Here is a 17321-nt window from a genome sequence, read left to right on the forward strand (position 1 = left end):
AGGCCGGTACGGCAATGGATCCTGACTTTCGTCAGGATGACGAAGGAGGGGAGGTGCCGCTCACGCCGCGAGCGTCGCCTTGCCTCGCGCTTCTTCCACGGCTGCGCGCAGGTCGCGGGCCAGCGCGTCGACGCGGGTGGCGTCGGCATCCCAGGCGAACATGAAGCGGGCGCCGCCGCCGATGAAGGTGTAGAAGCGCCAGCCGCGCGCGCGCAGGCCGTCGAGCACCGCTTCCGGCGCGCGCAGGAACACCGCGTTGGATTCGACCGGGAACATCGGCTCGACGCCGGGCAGGCCGGCGATCGCGCCCGCCAGATGCTGCGCGCAGGCATTGGCGTGGGCGGCGTTGGTCAGCCAGACGCCGCTTTCCAGCATGCCTACCCAGGGGGCGGCAAGGAAGCGCATCTTGGAGGCGAGCTGCCCGGCCTGCTTGCAGCGATAGTCGAAGTCCTCGGCCAGCGCATGGTCGAAGAACAGGATCGCCTCGCCCACGGCCATGCCGTTCTTGGTGCCGCCGAAGCACAGTACGTCGACGCCGGACTTCCACGTCATCTCCGCCGGCGAACAGCCGAGCGAGGCGCAGGCGTTGGCGAAGCGCGCGCCGTCCATGTGCAGGCGCAGGCCCAGTTCGCGGCAGGTCGCCGACAGCGCGCGGATCTCGTCGAGCGTATAGACCTGGCCGGTCTCGGTCGGCTGGGTGATCGTCACCGCACGCGGCTTGGGAAAGTGGATGTCCGAGCGGCCGGTGGCGAGCGCGCGCACCGCCGCCGGCGTCAGCTTGCCGCCCTCGGTCTGCGCGACCAGCAGCTTGGAGCCGTTGGAGAAGAACTCGGGCGCGCCGCACTCGTCGGTCTCGACGTGCGCGGTCGAGGAGCAGATGACGCTATGATAGGACTGGCACAGCGCGGCGAGCGCGAGCGAGTTGGCGGCGGTGCCGTTGAACGCGAAGAACACCTCGCAATCCATCTCGAACAGCGTGCGGAAGCAGTCGGACGCGCGCTGCGTCCACGGATCCTCGCCATAGGCGGAGACATAGCCGCGGTTCGCCTCGTCCATCGCCGACCAGGCGGCGGGGCAAATGCCGGCGTAGTTGTCGCTGGCGAACTGCTGGGGTTCTTGTGTCATGCCGTCGTCGTACCTCTTTGGAGAGTGGTGCGACGCGTGGCTTGGGTCCCGTGGTTTGCCGACCGGCCACATCCCCTGCGGATGCAGGGCACCACCTTGCCCGGGAGCAGGTTGGTGTCGGGGTCGCCCCGACTCTCGATGCTGGCGCGCCTCTAGCAACGTTGTTGCGGCGCGGCAAGATGGGGTGGCCGCAGGCACCCGCCCCAAGTCACAACCCGTACCCCGGCGCAGGCCGGGGCCCAGTTGGGAAGGTGGCCGTGAGGGAGTACGACACGACGTCCGTCCCCCACCTGGACCCCGGCCTGCGCCGGGGTACGGCAGAGATCAGTCGACGAACGCGCGCTCGATCACGAACTGGCCGGGGTTGGCGTTCGATCCTTCGACGAAGCCCATGCCTTCCAGCATCGCGGCGAAGTCGCGGATCATCGCCATGCTGCCGCACAGCATGATGCGGTCGGTTTCGGGATCGAGCTTTTTGGGGCCCTGCACCGGCTCGCCGAACAGCGCGGCGCTCTCGATCAGGTCGTTGATGCGGCCGGTGGTGCGGAACGCCTCGCGCGTGACGGTCGGCACATAGTGGAACTGCGCCTGCGCCTCGTCCGACACCAGCGGATCGTCGGCCAGCCGAGCGGCCAGTTCGTCGTGATAGGCGAGGTCGCTGACCTGGCGCACCGAGTGGACGAGAATGATCTGGTCGAACATCGAATACACGTCCGGATCGCGCGCCAGGCTGAGGAACGGCGCGAGGCCGGTGCCGGTCGAGAAGAAGAACAGCCGCTTGCCGCCGGTCAGCGCGTCGGTGACGAGCGTGCCGGTCGACTTCTTGCCCAGATACACCTCGTCACCCGGCTGGATCAGCTGGAGCTTGGAGGTGAGGGGGCCGTCCTCGACCTTGATCGACAGGAACTCCAGCTCCTCCGCATAGTGCGGGCTGGCGATCGAATAGGCGCGCATGATCGGCTTGGGGTCGCCGGGCAGGCCGATCATCACGAACTCGCCCGACCGGAAGCGGAAGCTCGACGGCCGCTCGACCGCGAAGGAGAACAGCCGGTCGTTCCAGTGGCGGACCCACAGCACCTTGGCGTTGAGGAACGCCTTGGTCTCCGGAATGAGCGCGGGTTCGCGGACGTCGGTCATGCACTTCTTCCTTCAGCCGCGCGCGCAGGAACCGGCGCGGATGGTCTTGCCTGTGGGGCTAATTGCGAGGCCATCGCACTATGGGGTGCGGGGCGTCGGGTCAACCAAAGCAAAGCTTGGGGTCACGTTGCCGCTGCTTGGCGCCGTCCCCATATTGCCGGGCCTATGGCGATCCAGATCCGCACCAGCCTTGCCGAGCCCGAGACCGGCCCCGCCTTCGTCCCCCATCGCCCCGAGCGTCCGCCCAAGGTGGAAGGCGGCAAGACGTTCAAGCTGGTGTCGGAATACGAGCCGTCGGGCGACCAGCCGGGCGCGATCGCCGAGCTGGTGGCGGCGGCCGAGGCCGGCGAGCGCGACCAGGTGCTGCTGGGCGTTACCGGATCGGGCAAGACCTTCACCATGGCCAAGACGATCGAGGCGCTGCAGCGCCCGGCGCTGATCCTGGCGCCCAACAAGATCCTGGCCGCGCAGCTCTATGGCGAGTTCAAGAGCTTCTTTCCCGACAACGCGGTCGAGTATTTCGTCAGCTACTACGACTATTACCAGCCCGAGGCTTACGTGCCGCGGTCGGACACCTACATCGAGAAGGAAAGCTCGGTGAACGAAGCGATCGACCGCATGCGGCACTCGGCCACCCGGTCGCTGCTGGAACGCGACGACGTCATCATCGTCGCGTCGGTGTCGTGCCTCTACGGCATCGGCTCGGTCGAGACCTATTCGGCGATGATCTTCGACCTCAAGAAGGGGCAGGTGGTCGACCAGCGCGAGATCGTGCGCAAGCTGGTCGCGCTCCAGTACAAGCGCAACGATGCGGCCTTCCAGCGCGGCGCCTTCCGCGTGCGCGGCGACAGCCTGGAGCTGTTCCCCTCGCACTATGAGGACAGCGCCTGGCGCATCACCTTTTTCGGCGACGAGATCGAGGCGATCACCGAGTTCGATCCGCTGACCGGCAAGAAGGTCGCCGAGCTGAACTCGGTGCGCGTCTACGCCAACTCGCACTATGTGACGCCGGGGCCGACGCTCAAGCAGGCGAGCGAGGCGATCAAGCACGAGCTCGCCGAGCGGCTGAAGGAGCTGCACATCGAGGGCAAGCTGCTGGAGGCCCAGCGGCTGGAGCAGCGCACCAACTTCGATCTGGAGATGATCGCCGCCACCGGCAGCTGTGCCGGCATCGAGAACTACTCGCGCTTCCTGACCGGCCGCCTGCCCGGCGAGCCGCCGCCCACGCTGTTCGAATATCTTCCCGAAAACGCGCTGCTGTTCGTCGACGAGAGCCATCAGACGATCGGCCAGGTCAACGGCATGGCGCGGGGCGACCACCGGCGGAAGATCACGCTCGCCGAATACGGCTTCCGCCTGCCGTCGTGCATCGACAACCGGCCGCTGCGTTTCAACGAATGGGATGCGATGCGCCCGCAGACCGTCTGCGTCTCCGCGACTCCGGGCGGCTGGGAGCTGGAGCAGACCGGCGGCGTCTTCTCCGAACAGGTCATCCGCCCTACCGGCCTCATCGACCCGCCGATCGAGATCAAGCCGGTCGAGGAACAGGTCGACGACCTGATCCACGAGGCCAAGGAGACGACGAAGAAAGGCTACCGCACGCTGGTGACCACCCTCACCAAGCGCATGGCCGAGGACTTGACCGAGTTCATGCACGAGGCGGGGATCAAGGTCCGCTACATGCACTCCGACGTCGAGACGCTGGAGCGCATCGAACTGATCCGCGATTTGCGTATGGGTGTGTACGACGTGCTGGTCGGCATCAACCTGCTGCGCGAGGGGCTCGACATCCCCGAATGTGGGTTGGTGGCGATCCTGGACGCGGACAAGGAAGGCTTCCTGCGCTCCGAGACCTCGTTGATCCAGACGATCGGTCGCGCCGCGCGCAATGTCGACGGGCGAGTCATCCTCTACGCCGATCGCATGACCGGCAGCATGGAGCGCGCGATCGCCGAGACCGACCGCCGCCGCGAAAAGCAGGAGGCGTATAACGCCGAGCACGGCATCACCCCGGCGACGGTGCGCAAGAACATCGGCGACATCATCGCGCACGTGGCGTCGAAGGATCAGGTCACCGTCGACATCGACGACGGCGCCGACGGCCCTCGCCACATGGTCGGCCACAACCTGCGCTCGTACATCGAGAGCCTGGAAAAGAAGATGCGCGAAGCCGCGGCTAACCTGGAGTTCGAGGAAGCCGGGCGCCTGCGCGACGAGATCCGCAACCTGGAGAACGAGGAACTCGGTCTGCCGGTGGAGGAGCACAAGGCCCCGATCATGGGTCGTTCCAACGAGGGCAAGCCCGGCACCCGCAAGACGCGCTTCGGCAAGCAGCAGAAGACGCGGATGAGCCACCGGCGGGGGTAGGGGGGCTTGGTCGGGCGGGGCGACTCACCGGGCGTGGCTGGGCTTCAATAGCTCCATTGCAACTGGGTCCGGATCAGGTCGCCCTCCGCTCGACCGAGCCGACGCTCGTCGGCTTCGCGTCGCTTCATCCGCGCATAGGCGAGCGTCAGCTCCAGCGAGTCCATCAACGGCCACTCGACGCCAAGCTCCAGTTCGTCGGTTTCCAGTCTCGGCGCGTTGGTGGCCGCCTTCCAGCCGCCGCGGTAGCGTTGCCAGCGGCCATAGGGGCGCAGCGTGCCGATCGCTGTCTCCCCCAGATCGTAGGTCAGCTGCACATAGCCTCCGCCGAGCGGTGCCGTTGCGATGCGCTGGGCGATCGTATCGAACTGCGGGCCTTTCCCCCACGCCCATTCGGCCTGGATGCCGAACGGTCGGGGGTAGAGGATGGCGTGGACGCCGACCCGCTCCTCCCGATAGTCGATGGCGCTCGCACCGCCGCTGCGCACTTCCGGCCGGAACCGGTTGAGCATCGCCGAACCGCCGAGCTCCAGAACCTGTCCCTGGAACGCCGTGCCCAGCCCGTCGAGTTCGAACGGCCAGGTCGCCATCGCCACCTTCATCAGGCCGCCGTTCCGTTCGACGCGGCTGGTGCCCTGCCCGTTGTAGAGCGCCAGGCCGAACGCGCCGTAGTTGCCGAACAGCTTCTGGCCGTCCTTCTTCAACTGGCCCCAGATGCGCTGCACGCGTTCCGGCGTGTAGTAGGCGACGACCCCGATATCGCGCTCGCCGGGTACGCCGCTGTTGATCGCGTCAGACCGGTCAAGCGGGATGCGGTTGGACGAGGATTGCAGGTTTTCCCAGCCGAGCGGGACCTTGGACTGTCCGAACCGCAGGCGGAACGTACGGGCCTTGTCGAGGAAGACGTCGACATAGGCGTCGCGAAGCTGGCCGAATCCCTGGCGCGGCTCGGCGCTCGACTGATTGTTCACTGCGGTGCCGAAATCGTGCTGGAGGTACAGCTCGATGTTGTCGGTAACCTCACCCTGAAGCACCAGCCGGACGCGACGCAGCGAAAAGCCGCCGTCCTCGTTGATCGACGAGTCGTGGACCGAGCGCAGCCGCGACAGGCCATCGGGCGCGGATGTGTCGCCGCTCAGGATTCCGTTGTAGCGAAGCTGGGTGTAGCCGCGAAGCTGAAGGCGCTCGAACCAGGGCCTGGACGCGGGCGTTTCAGGCGCAGCGGAGACGGGGATTGCCGCCGCCGTCGTCTCGTCCGGCCGGGCAGCTGGTGTTACGACCGGTTCCGCCGCTGCGGTGAAGGCCGGCGTTTCTGCGGGAGCCGCGGCAAGCGGCGGCTGCTCCGATCGTTGCCGCTCCTTCATCAACGTCTCGACCTGCGCCTTCAGCTCGTCGATCTGGCGCTGCAGTTCGGCCACGCTCTGGGCCTGGGCGGGGGGTGCGACGCCGACGATCGCGGCCGCCATCCCAATCATGTTCAGACGCCCTGCCATCACTCGATCCCCCGGCCGTGTCGCGCCGTGCGACTATGACAGTTCGGCGACGCTTTGAAGAAGGTTCGTGAGCCGGTCCTATCCTGTCGGTCGGTGCTTCCGGTGCAGCGCTCGCATCGGCAGCCGGCAAGGATCGCAGGCGTGCTCCAGGCTAGTTCAGCAGGTCGATCCACTCCGGCAATTCCGACAAGCTCGCCAGCTGCCGGAACCGCGGGTGATCGGCGGGGAGGCGGCCGCTCTCGTGCGCCCAGGCGCCTTCCTGCGGGATGAAGGCGGCCCAGGCACCGGCTTCCAGCGCGGGGTTGATGTCGGAGCGGAGCGAGTCGCCCGCCATCACCGCTTCGTGCGGCGCGACGCCTTCCTTGGCGAACAGCCGGCGGAAGGTGTCGGGCGTCTTGTCGCTCACGATCTCGATCCCGTCGAACCGGTCGCCCAGGCCCGATGCGGCGAGCTTCGCTTCCTGGTGGAGCAGGTCGCCCTTGGTGACCAGCACCAGCCGGCCGCGCTCGGAGAGCCCATCCAGCGTCTCGCCGATCCCTTCGAACAGCTCCACCGGATGCGACAGCAGCGCGCGTCCGGCGGCCAGGATGTCGGCGATCAGCGCCTTGGGCAGCGGGTCGCCGGCAAGCTCGATCGCCGTCTCGATCATCGACAGGGTGAACCCCTTCGCGCCGTAGCCGTAGAGCTTCAGGTTGCGCGTCTCGCAGGCGCTCAACCGCTCGCGCGCAATGCCGCGGGCGGCGAACGGCGCGATCAGCGCGAGCAAGGCTTCCTCGGTCGCGGCGAAGTGCCGCATGTTGTGCCACAGCGTATCGTCGGCATCGAGGCAAATGAGCTTGATCGTCATGGGGCTCTCGATAGCGCCACCCCGTCAGCCGGGGAAACGCGCGATCTTCTCGCCTGCGGCGAACCGCTCGCCGCGTGAGCCGGGGCAGGGTGGTTGAGCCCGCCGCCGGCTTCGCCCATAAGCCGGCGATGCGTCGCATCGTCCTGATCCTGCCGCTGCTGGTCCTCACCCAGTGCGTTAGCCCGTCCGCCCCGCCGCCGGGGCCGCCGCCACCCCCGCCGCCGCCTGCTCCGGCACCCGTCCCGGTCTCGCCCAAGCCGGTCGGCGACTGGCGCGACTGGCCGGTGACGCCGGGGACCTGGCGCTACCTCCGCGATGGGCAGGGGACGGCCGCCGCCTTCGGCCCGGCAGGCGCGCAGCCGCTACTGACCCTGCGCTGCGACCGCGCGCGTCGCCAGATCACGCTGACCCGCACCGGCACTGCCGCGGCGGGGACCGGGCTGACGATCCGCACCTCCAGCACCGCGCGCACGCTGCCGACGGTGGCGGGCACCGGCACGGTCGCCGCGGCGCTGCCGGCGCAGGATCCGCTGCTCGACGCCATGGGGTTCAGCCGCGGCCGCTTCATCGTCGAGCTGGGCGGCCAGTCGCCGCTGGTCGTCCCTGCCTGGGCCGAGGTGCTGCGGGTCACGGAAGACTGCCGCGGGTGAGGGGCTGGCGCGCCGGCGTGCTGGCGCTCGCGCTGGCCGGCTGTTCGAGCGAACCGCCGGCTCCGGCGCCCACGCCGACTGCGAAGCCGACGCCGGCTCCCACCGCCAGTTCGATCGACGCCGGCGCGCTCGCACCGGGAGAACTGCCCGCGCCCGAACTGGCCGGAGCGGCGCCCGCTGCGGGCAAGTGGTCCTCGGGCGAGGGCTTCGCACGATTCGTCGCCGACGACGGTAGCGGCGCGTTCGCGCTGCGCTGCGACGCCGCGCGCCGGCAGCTGCTGTTCGCACGCAGCGGCGCGGGAGAGCCGGGTGCGATGCTGCGGATCGTCACCGGCATGGCCGCGGCTTCCTATCCGACGACGTCCAGCGGCCGTCGCGTCGAGGCGCGCGTGAGCCTCGACGATCGCTTCCTGGCGGCGCTCGCGCGTGCCGAGGGCCCGCTTGGGGTGTCGATAGGCGAGGGACCGGTGCTGGCGCTGACGGCTGACCCGGCGATCGGCCGCGTGCTGCGGGAGTGTCGCGGCGCCTGATTTCGCGCAGGCCGAAGAGCGTCGTCAAAACTGACGTGGATTACAAGTCTTGTTTGCCGCGCAGCGATGCCACACATTCCGCCTCGTGATCGCAGCAGCGGTCACGCTCTGGCTTAACTAGCGAAAGGAGGTGATCCGATGTCTCATGGTTCAGCAATGGGGTCGGTTCAGTTCGTTCGGGAGACGCACCGCTGATCGGCAGCCCGGTCGTATGACCGGGCACCGAAACGCGGTTCGCATGGTCTCCCGGGCTGGAGCTTCCGGCCGCTGACCATGCTTGAGGTCGTCGGGCCCTTCGGGGCTCGGCGACCTCTTTCATATCCGCCGCAGGGCATGCGGCGTGTCGCACCGGGCGGGATTATCAGCGTCCGGCAAAGCCGCTAGGGTGCGGGCGAAAGGACCCCCGCACTTGGTACACACTGGACCTGACGAATCGGATCGGGATGTTGCGGCCGCACTGGCGGCAGCGGAGACGGGGGCGGGGGGCGAGACCACGATCGCCAAGGAGGAGCTGCGTCGCGACCGCCTGCTGGCGGCGCTGACGCTGATCGCCGGCGCGGGACTGGTGCTCGCGCTGCCCTTCGCGCTGCAGGCCGGCGCGCGCTTCTTCCTGCCGCTCACCGCCGCGATCGTCATCGCGATCGCGCTGGTGCCGCTGCTCGAATGGCTCGAACGGCGGCGGCTGCCCGCGGCGCTAGCCGCCTTCCTGTGCGTGCTGCTGTTCCTGGTCGTCGCCAACGGCGCGATCGCCTCGATCGTGGTGCCGGCATGGGGCTGGGCGGAGATCCTGCCCGAACGGATCGACCGCGTGCAGACGAACATCGCCCCGCTGATCGACTTCTATTCCAACCTGGAGCGGTTCGTGAACGACCTGCTCGCCAACGTCGCCAACACGCCGACCCACAACACCGGTGCCACCACCGGCGAGCCGCCGGCGTCGCTGCTCGACTTCACCGCCAGCACCGCCCCCTCGGCGCTGATCGAGATGTTCTTCGCGATCCTGGTGATCTACTTCTTCCTCGCCGGCTGGACGCGGCTGCGGCGTGCGGCGATCACCAGCCGCACCAGCTTCGGCGGGGCGATGGCGACCGCGCGGGTGATCCAGGATGTGGTCGACTTCACCTCGGCCTATCTCGGCACCATCTCGTTCATCAACCTGACGCTGGGCGCGCTGGTCGCCGCGGCGCTGTGGTTCGTCGGTATGCCGACTCCGCTGATGTGGGGCGGCATCGTCGCGGTGCTCAACTACATCCCCTATTTCGGGCCGATCCTGTCGGCGGCGCTGCTGGCGCTGGGCGGGCTGATGACCTTCACCGACGTCTGGTGGGCGCTGCTACCGGCGGCGATCATGGTGGGTGCGCATCTGGTCGAGGCGAACGTCGTCACGCCGCTGATCGTCGGCCATCGCCTGACCATCAGTCCGCTGATGATCCTCGTGACGCTCAGCTTCTGGGGATGGGTGTGGGGAACCCCGGGCGCGCTGCTCGCGGTGCCGCTGCTCATCATCATCCAGACGGTGGTGCGCGCGGCCGGCAAGCCCGACATCGCCGGCTTCCTGTTCGAACACGGCACGCTGGTGACCGATGCGGTTCCGCCCGGCACGCCGGCGACCCCGCCCACCAGCGCGTCGGTGGAGGAGAAGGATGCGGAAGGCGGTTGACAGCCCCGGGACCCTCGCCTAGAGGCCGCCTCCTCGCAAGCGAGCGGGTGTAGCTCAGTTGGTTAGAGCGCCGGCCTGTCACGCCGGAGGTCGCGGGTTCGAGCCCCGTCACTCGCGCCATTGCCGCGGTTCTGGTCGAACCGCCGATGGTGGATCCGCCGCTTGCGACCTTCTTCCCAGCTCCGGTTTTTCCACGCCGCAGGCGCCGCGACGCGCGCGCAAGTGGGTGTCGGAACGGTGCCGAAATCTTTTTCCCAAAAATCTTTGCAGCGGGTGCAATCGCCCTTTGACAGCCGGGGGGCGCTCGCTTAGAGGCCGCCTCCTCGCAAGCGAGCGGGTGTAGCTCAGTTGGTTAGAGCGCCGGCCTGTCACGCCGGAGGTCGCGGGTTCGAGCCCCGTCACTCGCGCCATTGCCGCGGTTCTGCCGAACCGCCGATGGTCAGCCCGCCGCTTGCGAACGCCCCCAGATCAACGGCTTGCAACCCATCTTCGTCATCCTGACGCAAGTCAGGATCCATTGCCGCGACGGTATTTAGGCCCACACCCGTAGCGCGTCTGGATGCTGACTTTCGTCAGCATGACGGGCGGAAGGGCGTCACCGCCAGCGTCCGGTCTCCATCCAGCGCAGCGCCGGCTTGAGCGGAGCGATCCACACCACACCGGCGACGCCGTAGACCAGCAGCTGCACCAGCCCCGGCAGCATGCCGATCCAGCGCGACAGGCTCGCCACCGCGACCAGCCAAACGAAGATGTAGGCGAGGATGGCGAGCATCCCCACGGGCTTGCGCCAGCTCGGTTCCATCAATGTCCTTCCGGCAGGTGCAACGCGGCCTCGGTGAGGATCGCATGCAGCGGCACGTCCCACGGGTCGGCCGGCAGCGCCGGCAGTTGCTGCACCGACCAGGCGAGCCCCAGCCGCCATGCCCGCGGATGCGCCACGAAGGCGCGATCGTAATGGCCGGCGCCCTGGCCGAGCCGGTTGAGCCGCGAATCGAACCCCAGCAGCGGCGTCAGGATGACGTCGGGCGCGACCGGCTCGCCCTTGGCCGGTTGGCGTAGCCCGAACGGGCCGGCTTCGACCGCCGCCTCGGCATCCCAGCGGACGAAGTGGATCGGCGTCGCGCGATCGACCACCCACGGCAGCGCGAGGACGCATCCGGCGTCGCGCGCGGCGGCGACCAGCGGGGCGGGATCGGTCTCGCTGCCGATCGGCAGGTAGCTCGCGACGACCGCCCCCGGCACCAGCCGCTCGCGGAGCAGCGCGGGCACCGCAAGCCGCGGCGTGCCGGCGGCGACGAAGCCGTCGCGGGCGGCGCGCAACTGCGCGCGCAGCGCCTTCTTGGCCGTCATACGTCGCGGAACTCGAAGAGGCGGGTGGCGGGACCGCCGTGGCCGTTTGCCGGAATATCCACCGACGCCCAATACGTCAGGTGGGGACCATGTACGTCAGACCAGGATCTGGGCAGGGACAGCCCCCTTGGATGATGAATAGCCTCAGGGATAATGCAAGGCTCGTACCGGGCAGTGCCCGCCGCCGAAATACTTAGGCGCTGGCGCCGCCGTCCTCAAGGGCCGATGCGACCGCTTCCAGCCGTTCGGCGAGTTCGTCGAGCAATTCGGCGGGCAGGCCGGCCTTCGGCGCACGATCGCGTTCGGCGAGTTCGTCCGCGAGCATCAGCGCGATCAGGAGCAGCGTGCGTTCGCTCGACATCCCGCCGGAGGCGTGCAGGGCCGTGGGCGCGTGCCGTTCCAGCCGCTCGGCGAGCGCTATCAGCTGCGGCTCCTCGCCATCGCGGCAGGCGAGGGTGTGCGAGCGCCCGGCGACGGTAAGCGTGACCTGCGCCATCAGCCCTGTTCCTCGCGCGCGATCACCGTGTCCAGCGCCGCGAGTGCTTCGGCGGTACGCGCGCGCAGCGCCGCATGGCGGCGGGCGAGCGACTCCGTCGCGGCGTCTCGGGTGCGCGCGGCGGCCTCGATCCGCGCGAGCGCGGCGTCGATCCGGGCAAGGCTGGCGTGCGCATCGTCCATGCGTTCCGGATAGGGAGCGCGGGAGGCGGCGGCAAGCCGGCTCGCCGGTTGACGAAGGCGGGTCACCGCCCCAAAGGCGACGCGGGCGCGGTCACGGAGCTGCGCCGCCGCGCAAGGAAGACTCATGGCCGCCTCTGATACCCTGCTCGCCAACGCGATCCGCGCGCTTGCGATGGATGCGGTGGAGGCCGCCAATTCTGGCCATCCGGGCATGCCGATGGGCATGGCCGACGTCGCGACCGTGCTGTGGACCCGCTACCTCAAGTTCGATGCCGCCGATCCGCACTGGGCCGACCGCGACCGCTTCGTGCTGTCGGCGGGCCACGGCTCGATGCTGATCTATGCGCTGCTGCACCTGACCGGCCATGCGCGCCCGACGATCGAGGACATCAAGAACTTCCGCCAGATCGGCAGCCCGTGTGCAGGCCACCCCGAGAACTTCGAGCTGCCCGGCATCGAGACCACTACCGGTCCGCTGGGTCAGGGGCTCGCGACCGCGGTCGGCATGGCGCTCGCCGAGCGTCACCTCAACGCGACCTTCGGCGACGATCTGGTCGACCATCGCACCTGGGTGATCGCCGGCGACGGCTGCCTGATGGAGGGCATCAACCACGAGGCGATCGGCCTTGCCGGCCACCTCGGCCTCGGCCGCATGATCGTGCTTTGGGACGACAACCGCATCACCATCGATGGCGCGGTCGATCTGTCGTCGAGCGAGGACATCGCCGCGCGCTATGCCGCCACCGGCTGGCACACCGTCGCCTGCGACGGCCACGATCCGGCCGACGTCTGCCGCGCGATCGACGAGGCGATCGCCGATCCGCGCCCGTCGCTGGTCGCGTGCCGCACGATCATCGGCAAGGGCGCGCCGGGCAAGGAAGGCACCAGCGCCGTCCACGGCGCCGCGCTCGGCCCCGACATCGTCGCCAAGACCCGCCTCGCGATGGGCTGGGAGCCCGAGGCGTTCGAACTGCCCGAGGAAATCGTCGAGACCTGGAACGCCGCGGGGTTGCGCAGCCGAGACGTGCGCCTCGCCTGGGAGTCCCGCTGCGACGCCGACGGGCAGGGCGCGGAGTTCCGCCGCCGCATGGCCGGCGCGCTTCCGGAGGGCTTCACGCTCAAGCCGTACATCGACGGCCTGATCGCCGCGCCGCAGAAGGTCGCGACCCGCAAGGCGTCGGAGCTGGCGCTGGGTGCGATCAACGATCTGCTGCCGGAGACGGTCGGCGGCTCGGCCGATCTCACCGGTTCCAACAACACCAAGACCAAGGCGCTGCAGCCGCTCACCCGCGACGACTACTCGGGCCGCTACGTCTATTACGGGATCCGCGAGTTCGGCATGTCGGCGGCGATGAACGGCATGGCGCTGCACGGCGGCGTGATCCCCTACGGCGGCACCTTCCTGGTGTTCGCCGACTATGCCCGCCCGGCGATCCGCCTGTCCGCGCTCCAGAACGCGCGCGTCGTCTATGTGATGACGCACGACTCGATCGGGCTGGGCGAGGACGGTCCGACCCACCAGCCGATCGAGCACCTCAACAGCCTGCGCATGATCCCCAACCTCGACGTCTATCGTCCGTGCGACACGGTCGAGACCGCCGAGTGCTGGGAATTGTCGCTCCAGCATGCAACCGGCCCCTCGCTGCTCGCGCTGTCGCGCCAGAACCTGCCGCAGCTGCGCACCGACGCGACCGAGAATCGCTCGGCCAAGGGCGCGTACCGCCTGCTGCCGGCAGAGGCCCCGCGCCGCGTGGTGCTGGTCGCCACCGGTTCGGAGGTCGAGATCGCGGTCGCGGCGCGCGAACAGCTTGAAGCGCAGGGCATCGGTGCCGATGTGGTGTCCATGCCCTGCTGGTCGCGCTTCGACGCGCAGCCCATCGACTATCGCCGCGACGTGCTGCCGCACGATGCGCTCGTCGTGTCGATCGAGGCTGGAACGACGATGGGCTGGGAACGCTACACGGGGCTCGACGGGCTTCGCTTCGGCATCGACCGCTTCGGCGCGTCGGGGCCGGCGCCCAAGCTGTACGAATATTTCGGCCTGACCGCCGACGCGATCGCCACCAAGGTTGCGGCCGCGCTGAAGAATTGAGGCTCGCGGCGACGCGGGCAGGGACCATCCAATCGAAAGGATCGGCAAGATGACGAAGGTAGCGATCAACGGGTTCGGGCGCATCGGCCGCCTGGTGGCGCGGGCCATTCTGGAGCGCCCGGACTGCGGCCTCAAACTGGTCACGATCAACGACCTGGCGGACGCCAAGTCGAACGCCTGGCTGTTCAGCCGCGACAGCGTCCACGGCCGCTATCCGGGCGAGGTCTCGGCCGACGGCAACGACCTGGTGATCGACGGCAAGCGCATCAAGGTGACGGCCGAGCGCGATCCGGCCAACCTGCCGCACAAGGAGAACGGCGTCGAACTGGTGCTGGAGTGCACCGGCTTCTTCACCGATCGCGACAGCGCGCAGAAGCACATCGACGCGGGTGCCAAAAAGGTGCTGATCTCGGCCCCGGGCAAGAACGTCGACCTGACGGTCGTCTACGGCGTCAACCACGAGAAGCTGGAGGCCGGCCACGCCATCGTCTCCAACGCGTCGTGCACCACCAACTGCCTGGCGCCGGTCGCCAAGGTGCTGAACGATTCGATCGGCATCGAGCGCGGCCTGATGACCACGATCCACGCCTATACCAATGATCAGAAGATCCTGGACCAGATCCACAAGGATCTGCGCCGCGCGCGGGCGGCCGCCATGTCGATCATCCCGACCACGACGGGCGCCGCCCGTGCGGTGGGTGAGGTGCTTCCCGAGCTCAAGGGCAAGCTCGACGGTTCGTCGGTGCGCGTGCCGGTGCCGGACGGCAGCCTGGTCGACCTGACCTTCACGCCGAAGCGCGACACGACCAAGGACGAGGTCAACGCGATCCTCAAGGCCGCGTCGGAAGAGGGCCCGCTGAAGGGCATCCTCCACTTCTCGGACGAGCCGCTGGTCTCTATCGACATCGTCCACACGCCGGCCTCGTCGACCGTGGACAGCCTCGAGACCTCGGTCATCGACGGCAAGCTGGTGCGCGTCGTCAGCTGGTACGACAACGAGTGGGGCTTCTCCAACCGGATGGTCGACACCGCCGGCGCGATGGCCAAGCTGGGCTGATGCAGACGCCTGTCGCGCTGGCCGAGGCCGGGCAAGACGGGCAAGCGGGCGCGCGGGCCGGCACCATCGCCGGCATCGCGCGCCACGCCTTCCGGCGGGCTCCGATGGAGGTGCTCGACCACGCCGAGATCAGCGTGGACGGCGGAATCGCCGGCGACCACCGCGGCCAGCGCAAGCCCGGTGGCACCGGCAAGCGCCAGGTGACGCTGATCGAGCGCGGCGACTGGGAAGCCGCAACGGCCGAGGTCGATCGCAGCATCCCCTGGCAGGAGCGCCGCGCCAACCTGCTGGTCGAGGGAGTCGACCTGCCGCAGGTGCCCGGCACCCGGCTGCGCATCGGCGCCGACGTCGTGCTGGAAATCACCCGCGAATGCGATCCGTGCGAGCGCATGGAGGCGCTTGCGCCGGGGCTCTACGACGCGCTGCGGCCGGACTGGCGCGGCGGGGCCTGCACGCGGGTGCTGGCGGGCGGAACGATCGCCGTGGGCGACACAATCAGGATCGAGACATGACCAACTTCAAGACGCTCGACGACATCGGCGACCTCGCCGGCAAGCGCGTGCTGGTGCGCGAGGACCTCAACGTGCCGATGGCCGACGGCCACGTCACCGACGACACGCGACTGCGCGCGGCGGTGTCCACCGTCACCGAACTCGCCGATCGCGGTGCGATCGTGCTGGTCCTGGCCCATTTCGGACGGCCCAAGGGCGTACCGAGCCCCGAATTCTCGACCGCGCAGCTCGCCAAGCCGTTCGGGCAGGTGCTGGGCCGCCCGGTCCGCTATGTCGATTGGGAGGGCGATGCCGAGGCGATCGCGACGCTCCAGCCGGGCGACATCGCCCTGCTGGAGAACACCCGCTTCTTCGGCGGCGAGGAGAAGAACGATCCGGCGGTTGTCGATCGCTTCGCGGCGCTGGGCGACCTCTACGTCAACGACGCCTTCTCCGCCGCACACCGCGCGCACGCCTCGACCGAGGGATTGGCACACAAGCTGCCGGCGTTCGCCGGCCGCCAGATGGAGGCCGAGCTCGATGCGCTGGACAAGGCGCTCGGCGCCCCCGAGCATCCCGTCGCGGCGGTCGTCGGCGGCGCCAAGGTGTCGACCAAGCTCGACGTGCTCAAGCATCTCGTCGGCCGGGTCGACCACCTCATCATCGGCGGCGGTATGGCCAACACCTTCCTCGCCGCGCGCGGCGTGAACGTCGGCAAGAGCTTGTGCGAGCACGACCTCACCGGCACCGCCGACGAGATCTTCGAGGCGGCCGACAAGGCCGGCTGCACCATTCACCTGCCGTACGACGTGGTGGTCGCGACCGAGTTCAAGCCGAACCCGGCGACCCGTACCGTCAACGTGCACGAGGTCGCCGCCGACGAGATGATCCTCGACGTCGGCCCCGCCGCGGTCGAGGCGCTGGGCGACGTGCTCAAGAACTGCCGGACGCTGGTTTGGAACGGGCCGCTCGGCGCGTTCGAGACGCCGCCGTTCGACGCCGCCACCGTGTCGCTGGCGAAGACCGCCGCCGCGCTGACCAAGGAAGGCTCGCTGGTATCGGTGGCGGGTGGCGGCGATACCGTCGCGGCGCTCAACCAGGCCGGCGCCGCCGACGCGTTCAGCTTCGTCTCGACCGCGGGCGGCGCCTTCCTCGAATGGATGGAAGGCCGCGAGCTTCCCGGCGTGGCGGCACTCGCCCGCTGATCGGGTCGCGCGCGTCGGGATGGCCCCGGCGCGCGCGCCTCACCGCAGCGGCAGCAGCGGGGCGTAATCGTCGAGCGTGTAGGGGAGGGGGATGCGCCCGCCGTTCGCCAGCGTGAAATAATGCTGGGCGATCATCCCCATCTGCTCGAGCCCATAGGCGGTGAACGGCTTCCCCGGCTCCAGCGTGTAGCCGTAGCGGCGCTGGAAGGGCCCCCGCAGCCACACCCACTGGCGCAGCCCGTACCATTGGAAGAGATGCGTGCCCTCGTGCACGAACACCGCCTTCCGCCGCAGCGGCACCGCGGGGTGGGCGAAGTCGGCGGCGTAGCTGCTGCCCGGGAAATAGCCGTGGCCGTTGGGCGCCATCGGGCGCTCCCGCGGGAAGACGAACCACCAGCGGTGCGGATGGATGCGCACGCGCGAATAGTCGATCGCGTCGCCGAACACCTGGCGCAGCATCGCGATCTCGCCGTCGCTGAGCGGACGGTGGCGCGGCGCGGTGCGGGCGAGAAAGCGAAGGGGCGGCATCTGCCTTCCTACGTGTAGTGTTTCGTGAGGTTGAGGAGGCGTTCAGCGGGCGCCTGGTAGTCAAGGCATCGCAATCGGGTGTGGTTATAGTCGCGGACGAAGGCACGGATGAAG

17 protein-coding genes, 2 tRNA genes and 1 riboswitch are annotated in these 17321 nt (G+C 68.9%); of the genes, 10 read left to right on the forward strand and 9 right to left on the reverse strand.

Annotated features, from left to right (window positions below; genetic code table 11):
• Positions 1 to 60: 60 nt before the first annotated feature.
• Positions 61 to 1125, reverse strand: a complete 1065-nt coding sequence (locus ACBY01_RS03950) for a threonine aldolase family protein (protein WP_416459469.1) — start codon at positions 1123 to 1125, stop codon at positions 61 to 63.
• A gap of 41 nt (positions 1126 to 1166) precedes the next feature.
• A riboswitch (SAM-I-IV-variant riboswitch) is annotated at positions 1167 to 1272 on the reverse strand.
• Positions 1273 to 1449: 177 nt separating this feature from the next.
• Complete coding sequence (locus ACBY01_RS03955) at positions 1450 to 2262, reverse strand: ferredoxin--NADP reductase (protein ID WP_416459470.1); 813 nt, start codon at positions 2260 to 2262, stop codon at positions 1450 to 1452.
• A 165-nt stretch (positions 2263 to 2427) separates the two neighbouring features.
• Here ACBY01_RS03955 and uvrB point away from each other — a divergent pair, with 165 nt between their 5' ends.
• Complete coding sequence (gene uvrB / locus ACBY01_RS03960; RefSeq protein WP_416459471.1) at positions 2428 to 4629, forward strand: excinuclease ABC subunit UvrB; 2202 nt, start codon at positions 2428 to 2430, stop codon at positions 4627 to 4629.
• Between the two features lie 44 nt (positions 4630 to 4673).
• On the opposite strand, the gene ACBY01_RS03965 is transcribed toward uvrB, so the two are convergent.
• Together ACBY01_RS03965 and ACBY01_RS03970 are read right to left on the reverse strand one after the other, a co-directional pair.
• Positions 4674 to 6119: a porin gene (locus ACBY01_RS03965; RefSeq protein WP_416459472.1), complete on the reverse strand. Its 1446-nt coding sequence runs from the start codon at positions 6117 to 6119 to the stop codon at positions 4674 to 4676.
• A gap of 151 nt (positions 6120 to 6270) precedes the next feature.
• A complete protein-coding gene (locus ACBY01_RS03970) occupies positions 6271 to 6966 on the reverse strand; it encodes an HAD family hydrolase (protein ID WP_416459473.1) in 696 nt (231 codons plus the stop codon).
• Between the two features lie 128 nt (positions 6967 to 7094).
• On the opposite strand from ACBY01_RS03970, the gene ACBY01_RS03975 reads away from it, so the two are divergent.
• From ACBY01_RS03975 to ACBY01_RS03995, 5 genes are all read left to right on the forward strand, one after another.
• The gene (locus ACBY01_RS03975; RefSeq protein WP_416459474.1) at positions 7095 to 7616 is read left to right on the forward strand and encodes a hypothetical protein; all 522 of its coding nucleotides are present in this window, start codon (positions 7095 to 7097) and stop codon (positions 7614 to 7616) included.
• Positions 7613 to 8146 (forward strand): hypothetical protein, encoded by a 534-nt coding sequence (locus ACBY01_RS03980; RefSeq protein WP_416459475.1) that lies wholly within the window; start codon positions 7613 to 7615, stop codon positions 8144 to 8146. Before ACBY01_RS03975 ends, ACBY01_RS03980 begins: the two co-directional genes overlap by 4 nt.
• 457 nt (positions 8147 to 8603) lie before the next feature.
• The gene (locus tag ACBY01_RS03985) at positions 8604 to 9806 is read left to right on the forward strand and encodes an AI-2E family transporter (RefSeq protein ID WP_416459488.1); all 1203 of its coding nucleotides are present in this window, start codon (positions 8604 to 8606) and stop codon (positions 9804 to 9806) included.
• Positions 9807 to 9849: 43 nt separating this feature from the next.
• Positions 9850 to 9926, forward strand: a tRNA-Asp gene (locus ACBY01_RS03990).
• Positions 9927 to 10139: 213 nt separating this feature from the next.
• Positions 10140 to 10216, forward strand: a tRNA-Asp gene (locus ACBY01_RS03995).
• Positions 10217 to 10401: 185 nt separating this feature from the next.
• Here ACBY01_RS03995 and ACBY01_RS04000 read toward each other — a convergent pair.
• The 4 genes from ACBY01_RS04000 to ACBY01_RS04015 form a co-directional block, all read right to left on the reverse strand.
• Positions 10402 to 10608, reverse strand: coding sequence for a DUF2842 domain-containing protein (locus ACBY01_RS04000; RefSeq protein ID WP_416459476.1), 207 nt, complete (start codon positions 10606 to 10608; stop codon positions 10402 to 10404).
• Complete coding sequence (locus tag ACBY01_RS04005) at positions 10608 to 11156, reverse strand: 5-formyltetrahydrofolate cyclo-ligase (protein WP_416459477.1); 549 nt, start codon at positions 11154 to 11156, stop codon at positions 10608 to 10610. The genes ACBY01_RS04000 and ACBY01_RS04005 overlap by 1 nt, the downstream gene beginning before the upstream one ends.
• Before the next feature lie 193 nt (positions 11157 to 11349).
• Positions 11350 to 11652 (reverse strand): cell division protein ZapA, encoded by a 303-nt coding sequence (locus ACBY01_RS04010; RefSeq protein ID WP_416459478.1) that lies wholly within the window; start codon positions 11650 to 11652, stop codon positions 11350 to 11352.
• A complete protein-coding gene (locus ACBY01_RS04015) occupies positions 11652 to 11834 on the reverse strand; it encodes a hypothetical protein (RefSeq protein ID WP_416459479.1) in 183 nt (60 codons plus the stop codon). Before ACBY01_RS04015 ends, ACBY01_RS04010 begins: the two co-directional genes overlap by 1 nt.
• 124 nt (positions 11835 to 11958) lie before the next feature.
• Between ACBY01_RS04015 and tkt the strand changes: the two genes are divergently transcribed.
• From tkt to ACBY01_RS04035, 4 genes are read left to right on the forward strand one after another with little or no spacing between them, the layout of a single operon-like run.
• Positions 11959 to 13926, forward strand: coding sequence for a transketolase (tkt, locus tag ACBY01_RS04020; protein WP_416459480.1), 1968 nt, complete (start codon positions 11959 to 11961; stop codon positions 13924 to 13926).
• A gap of 49 nt (positions 13927 to 13975) precedes the next feature.
• Positions 13976 to 14983, forward strand: a complete 1008-nt coding sequence (gene gap, locus ACBY01_RS04025; protein WP_416459481.1) for a type I glyceraldehyde-3-phosphate dehydrogenase — start codon at positions 13976 to 13978, stop codon at positions 14981 to 14983.
• Positions 14983 to 15495 (forward strand): MOSC domain-containing protein, encoded by a 513-nt coding sequence (locus tag ACBY01_RS04030; RefSeq protein ID WP_416459482.1) that lies wholly within the window; start codon positions 14983 to 14985, stop codon positions 15493 to 15495. The genes gap and ACBY01_RS04030 overlap by 1 nt, the downstream gene beginning before the upstream one ends.
• Positions 15492 to 16679: a phosphoglycerate kinase gene (locus ACBY01_RS04035; RefSeq protein ID WP_416459483.1), complete on the forward strand. Its 1188-nt coding sequence runs from the start codon at positions 15492 to 15494 to the stop codon at positions 16677 to 16679. The genes ACBY01_RS04030 and ACBY01_RS04035 overlap by 4 nt, the downstream gene beginning before the upstream one ends.
• Positions 16680 to 16718: 39 nt before the next feature.
• On the opposite strand, the gene ACBY01_RS04040 is transcribed toward ACBY01_RS04035, so the two are convergent.
• Entirely contained in the window at positions 16719 to 17207 is a 489-nt protein-coding gene (locus tag ACBY01_RS04040) for a vgr related protein (RefSeq protein WP_416459484.1), read from the reverse strand.
• Positions 17208 to 17321: the final 114 nt, after the last annotated feature.

Source organism: Sphingomonas mangrovi, from assembly GCF_047975845.1.
GTDB lineage: Bacteria > Pseudomonadota > Alphaproteobacteria > Sphingomonadales > Sphingomonadaceae > Sphingomonas.

Excerpts from the sequence above, each read along its gene's own strand:
- ACBY01_RS03950 (WP_416459469.1), bottom strand. The coding sequence starts at position 1,125 with ATGACACAAGAACCCCAGCAGTTCGCCAGCGACAACTACGCCGGCATT.
- ACBY01_RS03955 (WP_416459470.1), bottom strand. The coding sequence starts at position 2,262 with ATGACCGACGTCCGCGAACCCGCGCTCATTCCGGAGACCAAGGCGTTC.
- uvrB (WP_416459471.1), top strand. The coding sequence starts at position 2,428 with ATGGCGATCCAGATCCGCACCAGCCTTGCCGAGCCCGAGACCGGCCCC.
- ACBY01_RS03965 (WP_416459472.1), bottom strand. The coding sequence starts at position 6,119 with ATGGCAGGGCGTCTGAACATGATTGGGATGGCGGCCGCGATCGTCGGC.
- ACBY01_RS03970 (WP_416459473.1), bottom strand. The coding sequence starts at position 6,966 with ATGACGATCAAGCTCATTTGCCTCGATGCCGACGATACGCTGTGGCAC.
- ACBY01_RS03975 (WP_416459474.1), top strand. The coding sequence starts at position 7,095 with ATGCGTCGCATCGTCCTGATCCTGCCGCTGCTGGTCCTCACCCAGTGC.
- ACBY01_RS04000 (WP_416459476.1), bottom strand. The coding sequence starts at position 10,608 with ATGGAACCGAGCTGGCGCAAGCCCGTGGGGATGCTCGCCATCCTCGCC.
- ACBY01_RS04005 (WP_416459477.1), bottom strand. The coding sequence starts at position 11,156 with ATGACGGCCAAGAAGGCGCTGCGCGCGCAGTTGCGCGCCGCCCGCGAC.
- ACBY01_RS04010 (WP_416459478.1), bottom strand. The coding sequence starts at position 11,652 with ATGGCGCAGGTCACGCTTACCGTCGCCGGGCGCTCGCACACCCTCGCC.
- ACBY01_RS04015 (WP_416459479.1), bottom strand. The coding sequence starts at position 11,834 with ATGGACGATGCGCACGCCAGCCTTGCCCGGATCGACGCCGCGCTCGCG.
- tkt (WP_416459480.1), top strand. The coding sequence starts at position 11,959 with ATGGCCGCCTCTGATACCCTGCTCGCCAACGCGATCCGCGCGCTTGCG.
- gap (WP_416459481.1), top strand. The coding sequence starts at position 13,976 with ATGACGAAGGTAGCGATCAACGGGTTCGGGCGCATCGGCCGCCTGGTG.
- ACBY01_RS04030 (WP_416459482.1), top strand. The coding sequence starts at position 14,983 with ATGCAGACGCCTGTCGCGCTGGCCGAGGCCGGGCAAGACGGGCAAGCG.
- ACBY01_RS04035 (WP_416459483.1), top strand. The coding sequence starts at position 15,492 with ATGACCAACTTCAAGACGCTCGACGACATCGGCGACCTCGCCGGCAAG.
- ACBY01_RS04040 (WP_416459484.1), bottom strand. The coding sequence starts at position 17,207 with ATGCCGCCCCTTCGCTTTCTCGCCCGCACCGCGCCGCGCCACCGTCCG.